The 19,172-nt window shown below is 56.5% G+C and carries 19 protein-coding genes; 9 read left to right on the forward strand and 10 right to left on the reverse strand.

Going from position 1 to position 19,172, the window contains the following annotated elements:
* The first annotated feature begins 232 nt into the window (after positions 1-232).
* From MYY08_RS17435 to mutT, 3 genes are all read left to right on the forward strand, one after another.
* Positions 233-1,345: a DUF8093 domain-containing protein gene (locus MYY08_RS17435; protein WP_190296513.1), complete on the forward strand. Its 1,113-nt coding sequence runs from the start codon at positions 233-235 to the stop codon at positions 1,343-1,345.
* A complete protein-coding gene (locus MYY08_RS17440; protein WP_038628233.1) occupies positions 1,342-1,542 on the forward strand; it encodes a DUF4926 domain-containing protein in 201 nt (66 codons plus the stop codon). Before MYY08_RS17435 ends, MYY08_RS17440 begins: the two co-directional genes overlap by 4 nt.
* 210 nt (positions 1,543-1,752) lie before the next feature.
* Complete coding sequence (mutT, locus tag MYY08_RS17445) at positions 1,753-2,151, forward strand: 8-oxo-dGTP diphosphatase MutT (RefSeq protein ID WP_038628230.1); 399 nt, start codon at positions 1,753-1,755, stop codon at positions 2,149-2,151.
* 26 nt (positions 2,152-2,177) lie between these two features.
* Here mutT and yacG read toward each other — a convergent pair whose 3' ends face one another.
* The 3 genes from yacG to coaE are packed head-to-tail and all read right to left on the reverse strand — an operon-like array spanning position 2,178 to position 3,753.
* The gene (gene yacG, locus MYY08_RS17450) at positions 2,178-2,384 is read right to left on the reverse strand and encodes a DNA gyrase inhibitor YacG (RefSeq protein WP_038628227.1); all 207 of its coding nucleotides are present in this window, start codon (positions 2,382-2,384) and stop codon (positions 2,178-2,180) included.
* Between the two features lie 9 nt (positions 2,385-2,393).
* Entirely contained in the window at positions 2,394-3,137 is a 744-nt protein-coding gene (gene zapD, locus MYY08_RS17455) for a cell division protein ZapD (protein WP_038628225.1), read from the reverse strand.
* A 4-nt stretch (positions 3,138-3,141) separates the two neighbouring features.
* Positions 3,142-3,753: a dephospho-CoA kinase gene (coaE, locus tag MYY08_RS17460; RefSeq protein WP_190296515.1), complete on the reverse strand. Its 612-nt coding sequence runs from the start codon at positions 3,751-3,753 to the stop codon at positions 3,142-3,144.
* A 240-nt stretch (positions 3,754-3,993) separates the two neighbouring features.
* Here coaE and MYY08_RS17465 point away from each other — a divergent pair, with 240 nt between their 5' ends.
* Positions 3,994-5,034: a GMP reductase gene (locus tag MYY08_RS17465; RefSeq protein ID WP_038628222.1), complete on the forward strand. Its 1,041-nt coding sequence runs from the start codon at positions 3,994-3,996 to the stop codon at positions 5,032-5,034.
* On the opposite strand, the gene hofC is transcribed toward MYY08_RS17465, so the two are convergent.
* The 4 genes from hofC to nadC all read right to left on the reverse strand — a co-directional run bounded on the left by hofC (position 5,031) and on the right by nadC (position 9,185).
* Entirely contained in the window at positions 5,031-6,230 is a 1,200-nt protein-coding gene (gene hofC / locus MYY08_RS17470; protein WP_038628221.1) for a protein transport protein HofC, read from the reverse strand. The two genes, MYY08_RS17465 and hofC, sit on opposite strands and share 4 nt — an antisense overlap.
* Positions 6,223-7,605 (reverse strand): type II secretion system protein GspE, encoded by a 1,383-nt coding sequence (gene gspE / locus MYY08_RS17475; protein WP_038628218.1) that lies wholly within the window; start codon positions 7,603-7,605, stop codon positions 6,223-6,225. Before gspE ends, hofC begins: the two co-directional genes overlap by 8 nt.
* Positions 7,602-8,045 (reverse strand): prepilin peptidase-dependent pilin, encoded by a 444-nt coding sequence (gene ppdD, locus MYY08_RS17480; RefSeq protein WP_038628216.1) that lies wholly within the window; start codon positions 8,043-8,045, stop codon positions 7,602-7,604. Before ppdD ends, gspE begins: the two co-directional genes overlap by 4 nt.
* 249 nt (positions 8,046-8,294) lie before the next feature.
* Positions 8,295-9,185 carry a carboxylating nicotinate-nucleotide diphosphorylase gene (gene nadC, locus MYY08_RS17485; protein WP_288015133.1) on the reverse strand — a complete coding sequence of 297 codons (891 nt, stop codon included), beginning with the start codon at positions 9,183-9,185 and terminating at the stop codon, positions 8,295-8,297.
* Between the two features lie 269 nt (positions 9,186-9,454).
* Here nadC and ampD point away from each other — a divergent pair, with 269 nt between their 5' ends.
* Together ampD and ampE are read left to right on the forward strand one after the other, a co-directional pair.
* Positions 9,455-10,030, forward strand: coding sequence for a 1,6-anhydro-N-acetylmuramyl-L-alanine amidase AmpD (gene ampD / locus MYY08_RS17490; protein WP_038628211.1), 576 nt, complete (start codon positions 9,455-9,457; stop codon positions 10,028-10,030).
* Positions 10,027-10,881, forward strand: coding sequence for a beta-lactamase regulator AmpE (ampE, locus tag MYY08_RS17495; protein ID WP_038628207.1), 855 nt, complete (start codon positions 10,027-10,029; stop codon positions 10,879-10,881). Before ampD ends, ampE begins: the two co-directional genes overlap by 4 nt.
* Here the strand turns inward: ampE and MYY08_RS17500 are convergent.
* The 3 genes from MYY08_RS17500 to aroP form a co-directional block, all read right to left on the reverse strand.
* On the reverse strand, positions 10,852-11,829 hold the full coding sequence (locus MYY08_RS17500; RefSeq protein ID WP_288015136.1) for a glycoside hydrolase family 43 protein: 978 nt from the start codon (positions 11,827-11,829) through the stop codon (positions 10,852-10,854). The two genes, ampE and MYY08_RS17500, sit on opposite strands and share 30 nt — an antisense overlap.
* A complete protein-coding gene (locus MYY08_RS17505; protein WP_038628202.1) occupies positions 11,826-13,241 on the reverse strand; it encodes a glycoside-pentoside-hexuronide (GPH):cation symporter in 1,416 nt (471 codons plus the stop codon). The genes MYY08_RS17500 and MYY08_RS17505 overlap by 4 nt, the downstream gene beginning before the upstream one ends.
* Positions 13,242-13,406: 165 nt before the next feature.
* Positions 13,407-14,762: an aromatic amino acid transporter AroP gene (aroP, locus tag MYY08_RS17510; RefSeq protein WP_038628200.1), complete on the reverse strand. Its 1,356-nt coding sequence runs from the start codon at positions 14,760-14,762 to the stop codon at positions 13,407-13,409.
* Positions 14,763-15,299: 537 nt separating this feature from the next.
* On the opposite strand from aroP, the gene pdhR reads away from it, so the two are divergent.
* The 3 genes from pdhR to MYY08_RS17525 form a co-directional block, all read left to right on the forward strand.
* Positions 15,300-16,064, forward strand: coding sequence for a pyruvate dehydrogenase complex transcriptional repressor PdhR (gene pdhR / locus MYY08_RS17515; protein ID WP_038628197.1), 765 nt, complete (start codon positions 15,300-15,302; stop codon positions 16,062-16,064).
* A gap of 240 nt (positions 16,065-16,304) precedes the next feature.
* Positions 16,305-18,968: a pyruvate dehydrogenase (acetyl-transferring), homodimeric type gene (gene aceE / locus MYY08_RS17520; RefSeq protein WP_038628194.1), complete on the forward strand. Its 2,664-nt coding sequence runs from the start codon at positions 16,305-16,307 to the stop codon at positions 18,966-18,968.
* Positions 18,969-18,981: 13 nt separating this feature from the next.
* On the forward strand, positions 18,982-19,172 hold a 191-nt coding region (locus tag MYY08_RS17525), incomplete at its 3' end, for a biotin/lipoyl-containing protein (RefSeq protein ID WP_288015139.1).

Raw genomic sequence — 19,172 nt, forward strand, 5'->3', positions numbered from 1 at the left:
GCAACTTTTCCCAAAACTAATTGAATTCCGGTTTGCTTCGCAAAGCTGTACCGTGAGGCGATTCACAGAACATGAACACAAAGAAAACCCGCCACTGCGCGGGTTTTTTCGTTTCCGGCGATCCGACAGGGGTATTCGCTAAAGGCACTGAGTACCCCTGCCAATCGCCGTATCTTGTCCTTTGAAAAAAATGTGTGTAACTGTATGTTTTTTCATCATAGGGAAGTGAGGTATGAGCTACTGCCTGCCTGCGGATCTTTACTACCTGCCGCGCGATAATCTCGATCCTGAGAAATTTGAGTTAATCATGAGTCCCTCTCATGCCTGGTCGCGCATTGACAGTGAGTACGTTTTTGATGACACCTGGTCATCGGGTTTTCAGCTGATTAATATGCAGCGCCGCGCTTTTAACGGTTATACCAATCAACAACCGCCGCACGGACCGCGGGAGCGGGAGAAGCTGAAAAGCATGGTATACAGTGGCGAGGTGGTGATGCTTGAAAAATTCAGCACGTCACCAGGCAGGTTGTTTTATATAAATGATGATGGCGAACTGATTTGTCGCGATCCGCTGGCCTTCAGCTTTGATGGAGCGCAACGGGTTATTGACGCCTGGAAAAATGCCGTGGCGCGGCGTGACTACAGCTGCACCGGAGGGAAACCTCGTCCGACGCCGGTGCAGCCGACAGCACAGCAGCCAGCCCCGCTCAGCATCATCAACAGCAAAGTGGCAGGCCGCCTGCTGGCCGCTGGTGGTATTTATAACGGCAATGTTGAAGGCTTCCGGCAGACGGCAGAGCAGCTCGGCGGCGATGCGCCAGCAGGTTACGGGCAGGTCATGGATAATAAAGGCCTTTTAATTGCTGGGGCGTCAGTAGTTGCGGGCTTAGGGATGGGTAGGCTAAATGCGATAAGTAACATTAATAATTCATTGAATTACAGTAAGTTTCCAGCTTTAGAATCTCCCTATCTAAAGGGGTTTACAACAGAGTCTGGAACGTTACTGAATGCTGAACATGCAGTGGTAGATTTCAAAAAACTATCAGCGTATGCATTAAATCCAGATCATTCCATTGGTGGCAATAAAGCAAGGCTATTTGAGTCTGCATTAGGTTATAACTTATCGAATATAGATGAGCTGGTTTACAAGGTCAGGCAGGGAATACTAAATAATTCTGCTGCAGTCCTGTTACATGATAATCATGGACAGCGAATGTCTGTAGATATGCCAATTGTTGGGATCAATGGAAAGACGGCAACGATTCGGACAGGGTGGATATATGAGACTGAAGCCCTTGTACCGCGAATGACAACTATTTATGTAAAACCGCAGGATAACAAATGAAATTATCGCCTTTTGATGTTGTATTCCTTAAGGAAAACTTGCCTGAAGCAGGATTAATTAAGGGGCAGTCGGGGGTAATTTTAGATGTATATAATTCGCCCACACTGGCTTATGAAGTAGAGTTTTGTGATAACGATGGCAAAACTCTCTTGTGTCTGGCTTTATCACCGGAGCAGTTAAGTCAGAGCCTGAATTAACAGTTGTGTAATTACAAGTGTTCCCTGCGCCAGCGGGGATAAACCGCAGCGTCAGGTGTTCCTGCCACTTCGTCATGAGTGTTCCCGAAGATAAACCGCTGGCGAGAATCGGTCATATGCGCCTCACCGAGTGTTCCCTGGGTAAGCAGGGATAAACCGGTAACAAAATCAGGCTATACTGCCCTTCACTCCATTAACAAGGATGCGAAAATGAAACATCTTCAGGTCGCTGTTGGCATCATTCGCAATGCACAGCAGGAAATATTTCTGACGCGCCGTCCGGCCGACTCCCATATGGCGAATATGTGGGAGTTTCCGGGCGGGAAAATCGAAGTAGGCGAAACGCCGGAGCAGGCGCTGAAGCGCGAGCTGCTGGAAGAGACCGGCATTGTGGTGATAGCGGCGACCGCATTTGGCAATGCCGATCACACCTATGAAGATCTGCGCGTGACGCTGCACTTTTTTATGGTGGAGCAGTGGCAGGGCGAGCCCTGGGGGAAAGAAGGCCAGCCGCAGCGCTGGGTGCCTCAGCGCGAGCTGGTCGCCGATGAGTTTCCACCGGCGAACCACAAGCTGGTGGCGCGCCTGCTGGCGGAAGCGCGCCCGTAATTCAGGACTGAATTTCCGTCCAGGTGTCAGTGACGCTGGATGTCTTCCTCACTCCAGTCATCGCTGTCGGTGAGATCGTTGCTGCTGGGGATACGTTTTTCCTCAGCGGCCCACTCTCCCAGATCGATTAGCTGGCAGCGCTTACTGCAAAACGGACGAAACGGACTCTCTTCTCCCCAGATGACCGTTCTGCCGCAGGTCGGACAGGCGACTTTCGTGACATCTTTACTCATATAACCCCTCTAACAACAGGCCAGCTCGAAATCGAGACGTGCCGGCACTTCACCACGCTCGCTGTCCAGCGGCAGAAAACGGATCGCGTAACGGGTTTTATGGCCCGATACCTGCGGATAAAGATTGTCCTCCAGCGTCAGTTGCAGACGCAGCAGGTCAGCGCCCTCGGCGTTATCCTGATAAAAACCGTTCAGGCTGGTCTGATGGCGGAAAACGCCGGACTGACGGATCAGTTCCAGAATCATAAACAGCGCCTGACGCAGCGGATCGAGCGAGCCCATCCAGCTGGCGACCTGCGCATCGCGCAGCGGCTGATCGAGATGCAGCCAGACATGCAGCGTCGGCAAATCGAAACTGCAACAGCCGCCGGGAATGCTCAGGCGCTGACGCACCAGCGCAATCAGGCGATCTTCGCGCAGCGACTGGCCAATGCGCGGCGCCGCCATCAGTTCCCCGGCGCGGCTTTTCAGCTGTCGACGCAGCGCTTCCACCCGTTCGGTATCCACGCCGGGCACGTCGCACCAGGCCAGCAGTTTTTGCTGCTGACGCTCCAGCTCTTTCAGCATCTCAGTGCGCAGCTCGCCGCGCTCAAACACATCCAGCAGCTCGCTGATATTGCGGAAAAAGGTCAGGGCGGTCAGGTAATCGGTAATATTGGCACAAGCCTGAAGCTGTTGCAGCAGAAACTCAATCCTCAGCCAGGTGCGCATTTTTTCATTTAACGGATGCTCGAAAAGAACGATTTTGCTCATGCTGTTAATCCTGTTTTGTCGCTCTGGCCAGCGCCAGATAGCGCTGATGCAGTTCGGCGACCAGCGGCGCCACTTCTTCAGGACGCCCGCTGTTTTCAATAATGTCATCCGCCACGGCCAGACGCGCTTCGCGTGTAGCCTGAGCGGCAATAATTTTTTCGGCCTGTTCGCGCGTGACGCGATCGCGGGCGATGGTGCGCGTAATCTGAACCGCAGGAGCGACATCCACCACCAGCACCCGATCGGCCAGTTTTTCCAGACGATTTTCCACCAGCAGCGGCACTACCCATAAGCACCAGGGGGAACGGGCCGCCATAATTTGCCGCCGTGTCTCTGCATGGATCAGCGGATGCAGCAGTTGATTGAGCCAGGTTTTTTCCGCTGGCGCGTTGAATATCGTCTGGCGCAATGCAGCGCGATTCAGCGAGCCGTCCGCCAGAAGAACAGAAGGGCCAAAGTGCGCCGCTATCTCCGCCAACGCGGGTTGTCCAGGCTCCACCACCTGACGCGCAATCACGTCGGCATCAATAATATCCACGCCATGCTGTGCGAAGGCCTGGGCGACGGTGCTTTTTCCACTGCCGATCCCGCCGGTCAGCGCAACGGTGTAAGGCATCTTTATCGGTTCCTGCTTCGCCTGTAAACGCCGGTTAGCCTGAGATTAACGCGCACTGTGATCGGTAAATTTTGCAATAGCGATCACATCGCTTCTCTTCAGGTAAATTTACGGGATTGTAGCGTAAATAAAGGCAATTTCGCAGTCTTGTACGTGCGTTTTTAGCGCGTATGATAGCGTCACTGGAGCTGGCTGCAGCCCCCGATCGTCAGATCGTCGCCATTAACCAGGAAAGCTGTCATGCGTATTGAAGAAGATTTAAAACTGGGTTTCAAAGATGTTTTAATCCGCCCGAAACGTTCTACCTTAAAAAGCCGTTCACAGGTAGAACTGAGCCGTCAGTTTACTTTCAAACACTCCGGCATCGCCTGGTCTGGCGTTCCGATCATCGCCGCCAATATGGATACCGTAGGTACCTTCCGCATGGCTGAAGCGCTGGCCAGCTTCGATATCCTTACTGCGGTGCACAAGCATTACAGCGTTGACGAATGGCGCGCATTTGTCCAGCGCGTGCCGGAGCAGGTGCTGCAACATGTGATGGTCTCCACCGGCACTTCCGACGCCGACTTCGACAAGCTAAAAGCGGTGCTGGCGCTGTCGCCTGCGCTGAATTTTATCTGTATCGACGTAGCGAACGGCTACTCCGAGCATTTCGTTGAATTCCTGCAGCGGGCGCGTGAAGCCTGCCCGGATAAAACGATCTGTGCGGGCAACGTCGTGACCGGCGAGATGGTCGAAGAGCTGATCCTCTCCGGCGCGGATATCGTCAAGGTGGGTATCGGTCCCGGTTCGGTTTGCACCACGCGCGTAAAGACCGGGGTAGGTTATCCGCAGCTTTCCGCCGTGATTGAGTGCGCCGATGCCGCGCATGGTCTGGGCGGGCAGATCGTTAGCGACGGCGGTTGTTCGGTGCCGGGCGACGTCGCCAAAGCGTTCGGCGGCGGCGCGGATTTCGTTATGCTCGGCGGTATGCTGGCTGCGCACGATGAATGCGAAGGGCATATTGTTGAAGAGAACGGCGAAAAATTCATGCTGTTTTACGGCATGAGTTCCGAATCCGCCATGAAACGTCACGTGGGCGGCGTTGCGGAATACCGTGCGGCCGAAGGCAAAACGGTTAAGCTGCCGCTGCGCGGCCCGGTTGACGCAACGGCGCGCGATATTCTCGGCGGCCTGCGTTCCGCCTGTACCTATGTCGGCGCGGAACGCCTGAAGGAACTGACCAAGCGCACTACCTTTATTCGCGTAGCGGAGCAGGAAAACCGCGTTTTTAACCGCTAATTCATTACCTCGCCCAGGCTGAAGATGGGCAGATACATGGCGACCACCAGCGTACCGACAATGGCGCCGGTAATCAGCATCATTACCGGTTCCAGCGTGGTCGCCAGCGTATCAGCCAGCTCATGCGTCTGGCTTTCATGCCACTGCGCCAGACGGGCCAGCAAATCATCCAGCGCGCCTGCTTCTTCCCCTACTTTTATCAGCTGCCGACAGAGCGAAGTGAACAGGGCGCTGTCAGCGATCGCCTGATGCAGCGGCGTTCCTTCCGCAATCTGCGTCTGCAGCTGCCGTATCGCGTCGCGCCACAGCCGGGGCGTCAGCGTTTGCTCTACCGCCTGGAGCCCCTGCAGCAGCGGCAATCCTGCCTGCTGGGTAAGGGTCAGGATGGCGAATATCTGGCTGAGCAAGCTGCCGCGCCACAGTTTCGAAAGCAACGGTAGCCGCAGCAGGCAACGCTGTTCGTTTCGCTGCCATTCAGGCCGTCGTTTACGCTGATAGCGCCAGAAACCAAGCAGGCCGGCCATGATGAGCGCCAACGGCGCAAACAGCCGTTGCAGTCCCGCCGAGAGCGTCAGTACGGCGGCGGTAAAGGCAGGCAGCGGCGCGTTGAATGCCTGATAGATGGCGACGAACTCCGGCAGCACCAGCAACAGCATACCGCCAGCTACCGTCAGCGCGATCAATAAAATGAACAGCGGATAGCGCAGCGCGGTAACTACCTTTTTCTGTAACCGCATCTGCCGTTCCTGCTGACTGGCCAGTTGAGCGCAGCAGCGATCTAACTGGCCGGTCAACTCGCCGACCTTCATCAGCGCGGCGTAAAGAGGAGGGAAAATACCAGGCCATTTCGCCAGCGCTATGGAAAAAGGTGTTCCCTGTTCAACCTCTTCCTGCAACGCTGCCAGCAGGGCACGCCAGCCGGGATGAGGTTCGCCTTCGCTCAGCAGATGTAACCCGGTAGAGAGCGTCAGGCCAGCCTTCAGCAGCGTCGCCAGCTGATGCATCAGGGCGACTTTCTGACGCGTCTTCCAGTCACGGGCGCGGAAATATTTGCCCGCCTTGCAGGAAAGCGGCATAAGTTGCAGCGCCGCCATTTTCGTCATGACGGCCTGCTCGTTTTCCCCCAGCCAGCATCCTTCCACCAGCTCACCCTGTTGATTCATCGCCTGCCAGCGCCAGAGGCGACAGTTAGCCATGTTCCACGCCTATCACGCGATACACTTCCGCCAGCGATGTATCGCCGCGATCGACCGCATGCAGCCCTTCTACCAGCAGGCTGTTTAGATCCTGCCGCTGCGCCAGCGCATTCAACGTCTCGCTACCGGCGTCCGCGGCGATAGCCGTTTGCAGTTCACTGTTAATCGCCAGCAGCTCAAACAGCGCCAGCCGGCCGTAGTAGCCGGAAAAGCAGTGATCGCAGCCGGTAGCCTGCCAGTTTTGCAGGCTGCCGGACCAGAGATGCGCAGGCAGGTCATCAATTTTTTCCGCCGGCGAGCGGCAGTGCGGGCAAAGGCGACGCACCAACCGTTGCGCAATCACCAGCCGCAGCGCGGAAGCCAGCAGATAACCCGGAATGCCCATCTGTCCGAGGCGCGTTAGCGTCTCGACAGGGGAGTTGGTATGCAGCGTAGAAAGCACCAGATGACCGGTTTGCGCCGCCTTTACCGCGATCTCCGCACTTTCGCTATCGCGAATTTCGCCCAGCATAATCACATCCGGGTCCTGGCGTAGCAGGGCGCGCAGCACGCGTTGAAAATCAAGCCCGGCGCGTGGATTGATCTGCGTTTGATTAACGCCCGCCAGCGGAATTTCCACCGGGTCTTCAACGCTGCACAAATTTTTTCCCGGCTGGTTAAGGTGGCTAAGACCGCTATAGAGCGTATGGGTTTTGCCGCTGCCGGTCGGGCCGGTCACCAGAATCAGCCCCTGCGGCTGGGCCAGCGCGCGGCAAAAACAGGCGAGCGCGGCGGGCTGCATCCCCAGTTGCGCCAGCGTCAACGCCTGCGATGCGCTCTGCAGCAAACGGATCACCGCTTTTTCGCCGTTGTGAACCGGCAGGGTGGCGAGACGGAACGCAATCGCTTCATCCTGCACGCTGACGCTGAATTGCCCATCCTGGGGCAGACGGCGCTCGGCGATATCCAGGTTAGCGAGGATCTTAAGGCGCGCAAGCAGCGGCGCCTGCTGCGTATCGCTGATGCTCTGTAATGGCTGCATTACGCCGTCAATACGCAGCCGCACCCGCATGCCATCCGCGCCGGGTTCAATATGGATATCGGAGGCGCGGCGTTGAAACGCCTGCAGCAGCAGTTGGTCAACCAGCGCCGTAACGGAGGCTGACGGTATCTGCGCTTCTTCTGCCTTCGCTGGCATGCCGCGCAGCTGCTCAAGCCGCGCCTGCGGCCAACGTTCTACCGATATCTGACGCTGACCGGTAAACTGCAACGCCTCCAGCATCAAGGGCGATGGCGCGCCGGCAACCGCCACCGTAATCGTCGCCGCATCTTCTTTGATCAGCAATGCCTGATACTGGCGGCAAATCTCCTGTAGGCGAAGGTTAGCGCTGTTCATGGCTTAACCTCATCGTCATCGAAGCGGAACACCGCACGGCATGCATCCTGCAAGCCAGCGTTAGTGCTGTCACAGCTGCGCTGCCAGTTCATCTGGCCTTCATTGCTTTGCCATTGTGGGGTAAGGGTGACCTTCAGGCCATTCAGACTCTCCTGGCCGGTAAGCGCGATCGCGCCCGCCGTTACGCTGACGGAAGCCACATAGCGCGAACGCTTCGCCGCCGGCACGCCGTTGCTACCTGCGCTACAGTTTGTCGTTGCGCCATGTTCAACCGCACAGAGCTCAACCGCCGTTTTATAAGGCAGCATCGTTTGCAGCATATCGGTCAGGGCGGCCTTCTGCAGGTAGTTCTGGTAAGCGGGTATGCCGATAGCGCTGAGTATCGCCACGATGCCAATCACAATCATCAATTCAATCAGCGTAAAACCTTGTTGTCTCATTTGCACTTCTCCATGTGGGTTACAGACCCGACGTTAGCTAACGGAGCGCAAAGGGACGAGGGGAAGCAAGAGGAACTGGAAAAGCGGCCGTAAAATATTCACCGTGTTGCCGCAGGCGGCAGAAAAGCTGGAAGCGACCTCGCAAAGTTATCTGGCGATATGCAAGAAAACTAAGGGGCGGAGAGAAGGCGGCGAGTCAACGTGCAGTGAGGCAGGCGTGGCGCTCAGGGAGCGCCACCCGTAACCGGCTTAGCGGAAGCGCATGGAGAGATCCAGCGCCCGCACATGCTTGGTCAGCGCCCCTACCGAAATGTAATCAACGCCGGTTTCTGCGAAGCTACGCAGCGTCTGGTCGGTGACGTTGCCGGAGACTTCCAACAGCGCCCGACCCTGGTTGATGCTGACCGCTTCGCGCATCTGTTCAACGGAGAAGTTATCGAGCATAACGATATCGGCGCCAGCCGCCAGCGCCTGCTCCAGCTCATTCAGCGTTTCGACTTCCACTTCGACCGGCACATCGGGATGCAGCCAGAGCGCCTTTTCCACCGCCAGCTGAATGGAGCCGCTGGCGATAATATGGTTCTCCTTAATGAGAAAGGCGTCCGAGAGTCCGAGGCGATGGTTTTCCCCGCCGCCGCACAGCACGGCGTATTTCAGAGCGGTACGCAGCCCCGGCAGCGTTTTACGCGTATCCAGCAGGCGGGCCTGCGTGCCTTCCAGCAGACTGACGTAGCGGCTGACTTCGCTGGCGACGCCGGAAAGCGTCTGCACGAAGTTGAGCGCGGTGCGTTCAGCGGTGAGCAGCAGACGCGCCGGACCGGAAACTTCAAACAGCGTTTGTCCCGCCTCGATCGCATCGCCATCCGCAACGCGCCAGGTGAGCTGCGCCTGATTCCCCAGCTGAATAAAGACTTCCTCCACCCAGCGTTTACCACAGAAAACACCGGCTTCGCGTGTAATCACTGTCGCCTGCGCCTGCTTATCAGCAGGAAGCAGGCTGGCGGTAATATCGTTTTCAGCGTTGGCCTCGCCGCCGAGATCTTCTCGCAAAGCCAGCGCCACGGCGCCAGGAATATCATCTTTAATGCGTGAAAGCAGAGCCGCGCGTCGGTTTTCAGGGTTGTAACGTCGCTGTGTCATAAAGTTCCCGTCATGGTTTTTTGCGATGCGCTTACTCTATCCTGGCGCGCCGTCAGGCGCCAGTTCAGGGTATAAAGTTTAGTGCGCTAAACAAATTCCGCGTTTTTTCACTGGATAATGCGTGTCGGGAGGGGCTCAGAAGGCGCTATTTAGGCCTGGGAAAGACCCAGTCAGAACGTTTTTGATCCTGAAAAGGGTCGCACAAGGAATGTAAATAGGTCGACTAATTCATGTTAGGCTGTGTAAAAAAATGAACAGGAGATCCCGGCATGGAGTTAAAAGAGGGCTGGCTGACGGACGTGCGCCAGGTGCCTTCACCGCATTTCAATATCCGCCCGGATGAGGAGACGCCCAGCCTGCTGGTGGTGCATAACATCAGCCTGCCGCCCGGCGAGTTCGGCGGCCCCTGGATCGATGCGCTGTTTACCGGCACACTTGATCCGGCCGCCCATCCTTATTTCGCCGATATCGCTCACCTGCGCGTCGCTGCGCACTGTCTGATCCGACGCGACGGCGAAATCGTGCAGTACGTGCCTTTCGATAAGCGCGCCTGGCACGCCGGCCTTTCCTGCTGGCAGGGGAGGGAAAACTGCAATGATTTTTCTATCGGCATTGAGCTGGAAGGCACCGATACGCTCGCCTACACCGATGCGCAGTATCAGGCGTTGCAGGAGATAACGCGCCTGCTGATGCAGCATTATCCGATTACGCCCGCGCGTATAACCGGGCACAGTGATATCGCGCCGGAACGCAAGACCGATCCGGGTCCCGCGTTTGACTGGACGCGCTTTCTGCGCGGTCTGCCGGAGACCGCCAGCTTACATTTACCGGAGCGGAATGCATGACGCTTTTTTCTTTGTTACTGGTTTTAGGTTGGGAACGCCTGTTTAAAATGGGCGAACGCTGGCAGCTCGATCATCGTCTTGAGCCCTTTTTCCGTCAGCGCCGCCATTTTTCCCTCTGGCGCACCGTCGGCATGACGCTGGTGGCAATGCTGCTGGTGCTGGTGATTATCCTCTCGCTGCGCGGTCTGTTCTTCGGCGTGCCTCAACTACTGTTCTGGATCGTTACGGGGCTGCTTTGTATAGGCGCGGGTTCAATGCGTCTGCATTATCACGCTTATCTGAAGGCTGCCAGCCACGGCGACGCCAACGCCTGCGGCGCAATGGCGGAGGAGCTGACGCTGATCCACGGCATGCCGGTTGAATGCAATCAGCAGGAGACGCTGAAAGAACTGCAAAACGCGCTGTTGTGGATCAACTACCGCTTCTATCTGGCGCCGCTGTTCTGGTTTGTTGTCGGCGGCGCCTGGGGGCCGGTGCTGCTGACCGGCTACGCCTTCCTGCGCGCCTGGCAAAGCTGGCTGGCGAAACACCAGACGCCGCTTGAGCGCGCCCGTTCCGGCATCGACCGCCTCCTGCACTGGGTGGACTGGATTCCGGTTCGTCTGGCAGGCGCGGCTTACGCATTGTTAGGACACGGCGAACGCGCGCTGCCCGCTTGGTTTGCAGCGCTGGGCGATCTGCGCCGCCCGCAGTATCAGGTGCTGACGCAGCTGGCGCAATATTCGCTGGAACGCGATGAGCGTAACGACAGCGTGGAAACGCCACGGATTGCCGTGGCGCTGGCCAAAAAGGTCTCGCTGGTGATTGTGGTGGTGGTGGCGCTACTCACCATTTACGGCACGCTGGTGTAACGTGGTGTCGGCTGGCGGCACGCCGAAGTCCGGCATGCCGTTGGTGTCCCAGACAATGTTTTTTATGCGCGTATGGCGATTCGGGTCCCACAGCGGATCGCCTTCAATTTCGGTGTAGTTGCGCGCGTGATAGACCAGCAGATCGTTGCCTTCTTCATCGACGGTAAAGCTGTTATGCCCCGGCCCGTACTGGCGGTTTTCCCAGCTGGTGGTGAAGACCGGCCGGGCGGATTTATTCCAGTGGGCGGGCTGCATCGGATCGTCATCCACATCGATCCACAGCAGGCCCAGGCAGTAATTTTCATCCGTCGCGCTGGCGGAATAGCTGACAAACAGGCGGTTGCCGTGACGAATAACGGCCGGGCCTTCGTTAACACTGAATCCTGCGCACTCCCACTCGTATTCAGGACGGCTCAGCATCACCGGCCTGCCTTTCAGCGTCCAGGGATTCTCCAGTTCCGCCAGATAAAGATTGGAGTTGCCGGGGATAGCCGGATCTTTTTGCGCCCACAGATACCACCGCTTGCCCTGATGCTGGAAGGTGGTCGCATCGAGCGAAAAACTGTCGATCGGCGTCTGAATGCGGCCGCGATCCTGCCATTCTCCCGCCAGCGGATCGGCGTCGTCGCAGGTCAGGGCGTACATGCGGTGCTGAAACAGCCCTTCTTTAATCTCCCGGCTCGGCGCCGCCGCAAAGTAGATCACCCATTGACCGTTCACATGGTGGATTTCCGGCGCCCAGATCAGCGCGCTCATCGGGCCGACGTCGGGTTTGCGCCACACCACCACCGTCTCCGCTTCCGCCAGACCGAGAAGAGTGTCGGCGCAGCGCAGCTCCAGGCGGTCATATTCGGGCACCGAGGCGATAAAGTAGTAGCGATCCTGATGGCGTAAAATAAACGGGTCCGCCCGCTGTTCGATAAATGGATTAGGCCACTGGGTAGTCATGGTGCCGTTCCTTCTGGTTTGATAGCAAAAGTATTGCCGTCGCGCAGCGCGCTCAGCTCACGATAGTTTTCCCGCCGTTTCGCCAGATCCTGCTGGATGGTCTGCATCAGTTGACGGTCGACTTTTAACAGGCGCACCACGCCTGCGGTAATCAGGTAGCCGATGCCGGGGATCACGGTAAACAGCAGCATAATGCCGTTGATGGCGCTGGCGTCCTGCTGTTTCGCGCCGGCATCGTAGCCGTAGAAAGAGAGCAGAAAGCCGACCATCGCCCCGGCCACCGCCAGGCCGACCTTCAGGAAGAACAGGTTGCCGGAGAAGCTGATGCCGGTGATACGCTTGCCGGTCTTCCATTCGCCGTAATCATCCACGTCCGCCATCAGCGACCAGTGCAGCGGGGAGGGGATCTGATGCAGGATATTCAGCAGGAAATACATGACCGCCACCAGCACCGTCGCCTGCGGATTCAGGAAGTAAAAGCCGCAGGAGAAGATCGCCAACGCGATATTGGTCCAAAAGAAAACCTTCAGCTTGCACCAGCGATCTGTCAGCACTTTCGCCAGCGTGCTGCCGATCATCATGCCCACCACGCCAAGGCTGATAAACAGCGTGGCGAAATGGGTGGATTGCCCCATGACCCAGGTGACGTAATACATCGTCGCCGCCATGCGGATAAAACCGGGGCAGACGTTGCAAAAGGTCAGCAGCAGAATGCGCACCCACTGATCGTTTTTCCACACGTCGCGCAGATCGTTTTTCAGATCGTCGTTAGTGGGAACGGCGGGGCGGATACGTTCGCGTACCGTAGCGAAGCAGTAAAGGAACATCAGCAGCCCGATAACCGCCATCACGCCCATCGCCATTTGATAGCCGCGCGCCTTGTCGCCGCCACCGAACCATTCGGTCATCGGCAGCAGCGTCAGGGAGAGAATCAGCGTGGCGATGCCGACCATGACAAAACGATAGGACTGGCAGGAGACGCGCTCATGGGGATCGTTGGTAATGACGCCGCCCAGCGAGCAGTAAGGAATATTGATGGCGGTATAGGCCAGCGACATCAGGAAATAGGTGACGAAAGCGTACATCACTTTGTATTCATAGCTCCAGTCCGGCGTGGTAAACATCAGCACGCTGAACAGAACGTAAGGCACCGACACCCACAACAGCCACGGACGAAATCGCCCCCAGCGGCTCTGGGTACGATCGGCGATGGCGCCCATTATAGGATCGGTCACCGCATCCAGCACGCGCACGGAAAGGAGCAATACGCCCACCAGCGCAGGCGCCAGGCCAAATACATCGGTATAGAAATAGTTAAGAAATAGCATAATCGCGCCGCCAATCATATTGCAGCCAGCGTCGCCCATGCCGTAACCCAGCTTTTCTCGAAAAGAAAGCGCAGATCCGTTCATTATATTTTCTCCCACAGAGCCGTGGAATGATTATTGCGGCTTAACGATTGGTGGGCTAATACAGGTTGGTCATGAAGATGGACAAAATAACTGCGACGGAAAAAATGTGAAGGGCGTAACGATTAGTCAGGAAGGAGAGCCGGGCGCGGGGCGCCCGGCGGAGGATTACGCACGCTGTGTTTTATTCTTAATCGCGTAGCCGATCGCCAGCACGATCAGCCAGACCGGAATCAACCAAACCGAGATCGCCATGCCCGGCGTCATCAGCATAATCACCAGAATCGCCGCCAAAAAGATCAGGCAGATCCAGTTGCCTGCCGGATAGAGAATGGCGCGGAAGCGCGTCTGTACACCCTGACGATCTTTAGCCTTGCGGAATTTCAGGTGCGCCAGACTGATCATCGCCCAGTTAATCACCAGTGCGGAGACCACCAGCGCCATCAGCAGGCCGAACGCTTCGCCAGGCATCAGGTAGTTGATCAGCACGCAGATGGCGGTCGCCAGCGCCGATACGCCCAGAGCGATATAGGGCACGCCGCGGCGGTCGACTTTCAGCAGCGCCTGCGGGCCGCTGCCCTGTTTAGCCAGGCCGTAAAGCATACGGCTGTTGCTGTATACGCAGCTGTTATAGACCGACAGCGCCGCCGTCAGGAATACGACGTTTAAGACATTGGCTACCAGCGTTTCGCCGAGATCGTGGAAAATCATCACGAATGGGCTGCTTTCGCCGACGACTTTTACCCACGGATAGAGAGACAGCAGCACCGCCAGCGAGCCGATATAGAAGATCAGGATGCGGTAGATAACCTGGTTGGTGGCGCGTGGGATGCTTTTCGTCGGATCGTCCGCTTCGGCGGCGGTAATACCGACCAGTTCCAGGCCGCCGAAGGAGAACATGATGACCGCCATCGCCATTACCAGCCCGCTAATGCCGTGAGGGAAGAAACCGCCCTGAGACCAGATATTGGTGACCGACGCTTCCGGGCCGCCTTGTCCGCTCAGCAGCAGCCAGCCGCCGAACAGGATCATCCCGACCACGGCGACCACTTTAATAATGGCGAACCAGAACTCCATCTCGCCGTAGACTTTGACGTTGGTCAGGTTAATGCCGTTAATCAGAACGAAGAAAATCGCGGCGGTCGCCCAGGAGGGGAACTCCGGCCACCAGACCTGCACATATTTGCCGACGGCGGTCAGCTCCGCCATCGCCACCAGCACATAGAGCACCCAGTAGTTCCAGCCGGAGGCGAAGCCGGCAAAGTTGCCCCAGTATTTATAGGCGAAGTGGCTGAAGGAACCGGCAACCGGTTCTTCCACCACCATTTCGCCCAGCTGGCGCATAATCAAAAATGCGATAAAACCGCCAATGGCATAGCCCAGCAAGACTGACGGCCCGGCCATTTGGATAGTTTGCCCAATTCCCAGAAACAGGCCGGTGCCGACGGCGCCGCCTAATGCAATCAGCTGAATATGACGGTTCTTTAATCCGCGCTTCAGCGTCTCGCCCTGCTGTTGTTCCATAAAAATCCTCATGCTTGTTCTTTCGCCTTCCCTGAAGAGTTGGCGTTTTGACGCCTGCGGGCAGGCGCCTGGCTTTGTAATAATATCGTTACGTTTTCTGTATTGTTAGTTTTACATAGGCGGTTATCACAATTTGTTTCCAGTGCTATCGCGAGGCTCAGAATAGTGGTAGGCGAGAAATATTGCACCTGCTTTCTTTTTCATGGCACGGGATTGTCAGAAAAGCGTTGCGCCGGTCACGTCAAAATTATTTTTTGCCATAAAATTCGAATAAAGACGAATAGGGTTCTTTTATGACGTAAAATGAGATCCGGGTCTAACTTCGTGTAAGGTTTGGTAAAATCGCGCCAGGGAGATTGTCCATTCGCGGAGAAATAGCGTCTTTTCCGTGCTGTTTTCGGGCATTTCAACACCCGACAGACAGCACAATTCGGGCTGAAGCCATATAGACAGAAGGTGAATACTTTGTTACTTTAACGTCACTTTTTTCTAATTGGTATTACCAATTTACTTCGGCGCCTGGCAGAAGAAGGGACTATGGCCTACAGTAAGATTCGCCAACCAAAGCTCTCCGATGCAATAGAGCAACAGCTTGAGTCCCTGATTATGGAAGGGACGCTGCGTCCGGGCGAAAAGCTTCTCCCTGAACGTGAACTCGCCAGGCAGTTCGATGTTTCACGTCCCTCTTTGCGTGAAGCGATACAACGCCTGGAAGCAAAAGGATTACTGCTGCGTCGTCAGGGCGGGGGCACCTTCGTACAAAAGAATCTGTGGCAGAGCCTGAGCGATCCGCTGGTAGGGCTGCTCGCCGATCATCCTGAATCCCAGTTTGACCTGCTCGAAACCCGCCACGCTCTCGAAGGTATCGCCGCTTACTACGCCGCCCTGCGTGGCACCGAGGAAGATTTACAGCGCATTCGCGACTGCCATCTGGCGATTCAGCACGCTCAGCAGAGCGGCGATCTGGATGCTGAAGCGGATGCAGTCATGCAGTATCAAATCGCCGTTACGGAAGCGGCCCATAATGTCGTGCTGCTGCATTTGCTGCGCTCAATGGGGCCGATGCTGGAAAAAAACGTAAGACAGAATTTTGAATTGCTTTACTCACGCCGGGAAATGCTGGCACAGGTGAGCAACCATCGCGCCAGTATTTTTGAGGCGATTGTGGCCCGCGAGCCGGAAAAGGCGCGCGAAGCCTCACACCGTCATCTGGCGTTTATCGAGGAGATATTGCTGGACAGAAGTCGGGAGCAGACGCGTCGTGAACGCTCCCTGCGTCGTTTACAGCAACGTAAGGAATAACGCGTAATTTTAAAAACCAGGATTTTGCATGAGGGCATTCAGGTTCCCGGCAGCGGCTCAGGCGTTCAGAAAAGAGGACGGCGGCTACGAACGGGCGGGCTTGTCGCCAACAGGTAAAAGATAAGGGAATACGCGGCAACTAACGACGGGCCTGTCTCCTTGCATTTTGGAATGAAGCAGAATGCAGGGAGACAGGCTCCAGACAATTCAACGTATTAGACACAGATAAGGAATACCCCCATGTCAGAACGTTTACATAATGACGTGGATCCGATCGAAACCCGCGACTGGCTACAGGCGATCGAATCGGTCATCCGTGAAGAAGGTGTTGAGCGTGCGCAGTTCCTGATTGACCAGGTGCTGAATGAAGCGCGTAAGGGCGGCGTGAAGGTCGCTGCAGGTACTGCTGTCAGCAACTATATCAACTCTATCGCCGTTGAAGATGAACCGGACTATCCGGGCAACGCCTCTCTGGAGCGTCGTATCCGTTCCGCAATTCGCTGGAACGCCATGATGGCGGTACTGCGTGCGTCGAAAAAAGATCTGGAGCTGGGCGGTCACCTCTCATCTTTCCAGTCTTCCGCAACGATCTATGAAGTCTGCTTCAACCATTTCTTCCGCGCGCGCAACGATAAAGACGGCGGCGATCTGGTTTACTTCCAGGGGCATATCTCTCCGGGCGTCTACGCACGCGCGTTCCTTGAAGGCCGTCTGACCGAAGAGCAGATGAACAACTTCCGTCAGGAAGTGCATGGCAATGGTCTCTCTTCCTATCCGCACCCGAAACTGATGCCGGAATTCTGGCAGTTCCCGACCGTCTCCATGGGGTTGGGTCCGCTGTCCGCCATCTATCAGGCGAAGTTCCTGAAATATCTGGAACACCGCGGCCTGAAAGACACCTCCGCGCAGACCGTATACGCGTTCCTGGGCGACGGCGAGATGGACGAGCCGGAATCTAAAGGCGCTATCACCATCGCGACCCGCGAGAAGCTGGACAACCTGGTGTTCATCATCAACTGTAACCTGCAGCGTCTGGATGGCCCGGTCACCGGCAACGGCAAGATCATCAACGAGCTGGAAGGCATCTTCGGCGGCGCCGGCTGGGAAGTGATCAAGGTTATCTGGGGCAGCCGTTGGGATGAACTGCTGCGTAAAGATACCAGCGGCAAGTTGATTCAGCTGATGAATGAAACCGTCGACGGCGACTATCAGACCTTCAAATCGCGCAACGGCGCCTACGTGCGCGAGCACTTCTTCGGTAAATATCCAGAAACCGCCGAGCTGGTGAAAGATATGACCGACGACGAGATCTTCGCGCTGAACCGCGGCGGTCACGATCCGAAGAAAATCTACGCGGCACTGAAAAAAGCGCAGGAAACCAAAGGCAAGCCGGTCGTAATCCTGGCGCATACCATTAAAGGCTATGGTATGGGCGACACCGCAGAAGGCAAAAACATCGCGCACCAGGTGAAGAAGATGAACATGGACGGCGTACGTTACGTCCGCGATCGCTTCAACGTGCCGGTTGCTGACGAAGCGCTGGAAAAACTGCCGTACGTCACCTTCGAAAAAGATTCCGAAGAGTACAACTACCTGCACGGCCAGCGTCAGAAGCTGGGCGGCTATCTGCCGAGCCGTCAGCCAAACTTCACCGAGAAGCTTGAGCTGCCAACGCTAGCAGATTTCGCGCCGCTGCTGGAAGAGCAGAACAAAGAGATCTCCACTACCATCGCTTTCGTTCGCGCCCTGAACGTGATGCTGAAGAACAAGTCGATCAAAGATCGTCTGGTGCCGATCATCGCTGACGAAGCGCGTACCTTCGGTATGGAAGGCCTGTTCCGTCAGATCGGCATCTACAGTCCGAACGGCCAGCAGTACACGCCGCAGGACCGTGAGCAGGTTGCTTACTATAAAGAAGACGAAAAAGGTCAGATCCTGCAGGAAGGGATCAACGAACTGGGCGCCGGTGCGTCTTGGCTGGCGGCTGCGACTTCTTACAGCACCAACAACCTGCCGATGATCCCGTTCTACATCTACTACTCTATGTTCGGCTTCCAGCGCATCGGCGATCTCTGCTGGGCGGCGGGCGACCAACAGGCCCGCGGCTTCCTGATCGGCGGTACCTCCGGCCGCACCACGCTGAACGGCGAAGGTCTGCAGCATGAAGATGGCCACAGCCATATTCAGGCGCTGACCATTCCGAACTGTATCTCTTATGATCCGGCTTTCGCCTATGAAGTTGCGGTGATCATGCAGGATGGCCTGACGCGCATGTATGGCGACGCGCAGGAAAACATCTACTACTACATCACCACGCTGAACGAAAACTACCATATGCCAGCGATGCCGCAGGGCGCGGAAGAGGGTATCCGTAAGGGTATCTACAAGCTGGAAACCGTAGAAGGCAGCAAAGGCAAAGTGCAGCTGCTGGGCTCCGGCGCCATCCTGCGTCACGTACGCGACGCGGCGCAGATTCTGGCGAAGGATTACGGCATCGGCTCCGACGTTTACAGCGTTACCTCGTTCACCGAGCTGGCGCGCGACGGTCAGGATTGCGAGCGCTGGAACATGCTGCACCCGACGGAAGAAGCGCGCGTGCCTTACATCGCTCAGGTGATGAACGACGCGCCTGCCGTTGCCTCAACCGACTACATGAAACTGTTCGCTGAACAGGTTCGCAGCTACATTCCGGCCAGCGACTATCGCGTACTGGGCACCGACGGCTTCGGCCGCTCTGACAGCCGTGAGAACCTGCGTCACCACTTCGAAGTAGATGCTTCCTACGTGGTGGTGGCAGCGCTGGGCGAACTGGCCAAACGCGGCGAAATCGATAAGAAAGTGGTGGCGGACGCCATTGCCAAATTCAGCATCGATGCAGATAAAGTCAACCCGCGTCTGGCATAAGAGGTAAAGATTAATGGCTATCGAAATCAAGGTACCGGACATCGGTGCAGATGAAGTTGAAGTGACCGAGATCCTGGTCAAGGTTGGCGACAAGGTGGAAGCCGAGCAGTCGCTGATCGTCGTCGAAGGCGACAAAGCGTCGATGGAAGTCCCGTCGCCGCAGGCAGGCGTGGTGAAAGAGATCAAAGTCAGCACCGGCGACAA

This window comes from Mixta sp., assembly GCF_024610815.1.
Classification (GTDB): Bacteria; Pseudomonadota; Gammaproteobacteria; order Enterobacterales; family Enterobacteriaceae; genus Mixta; species Mixta calida.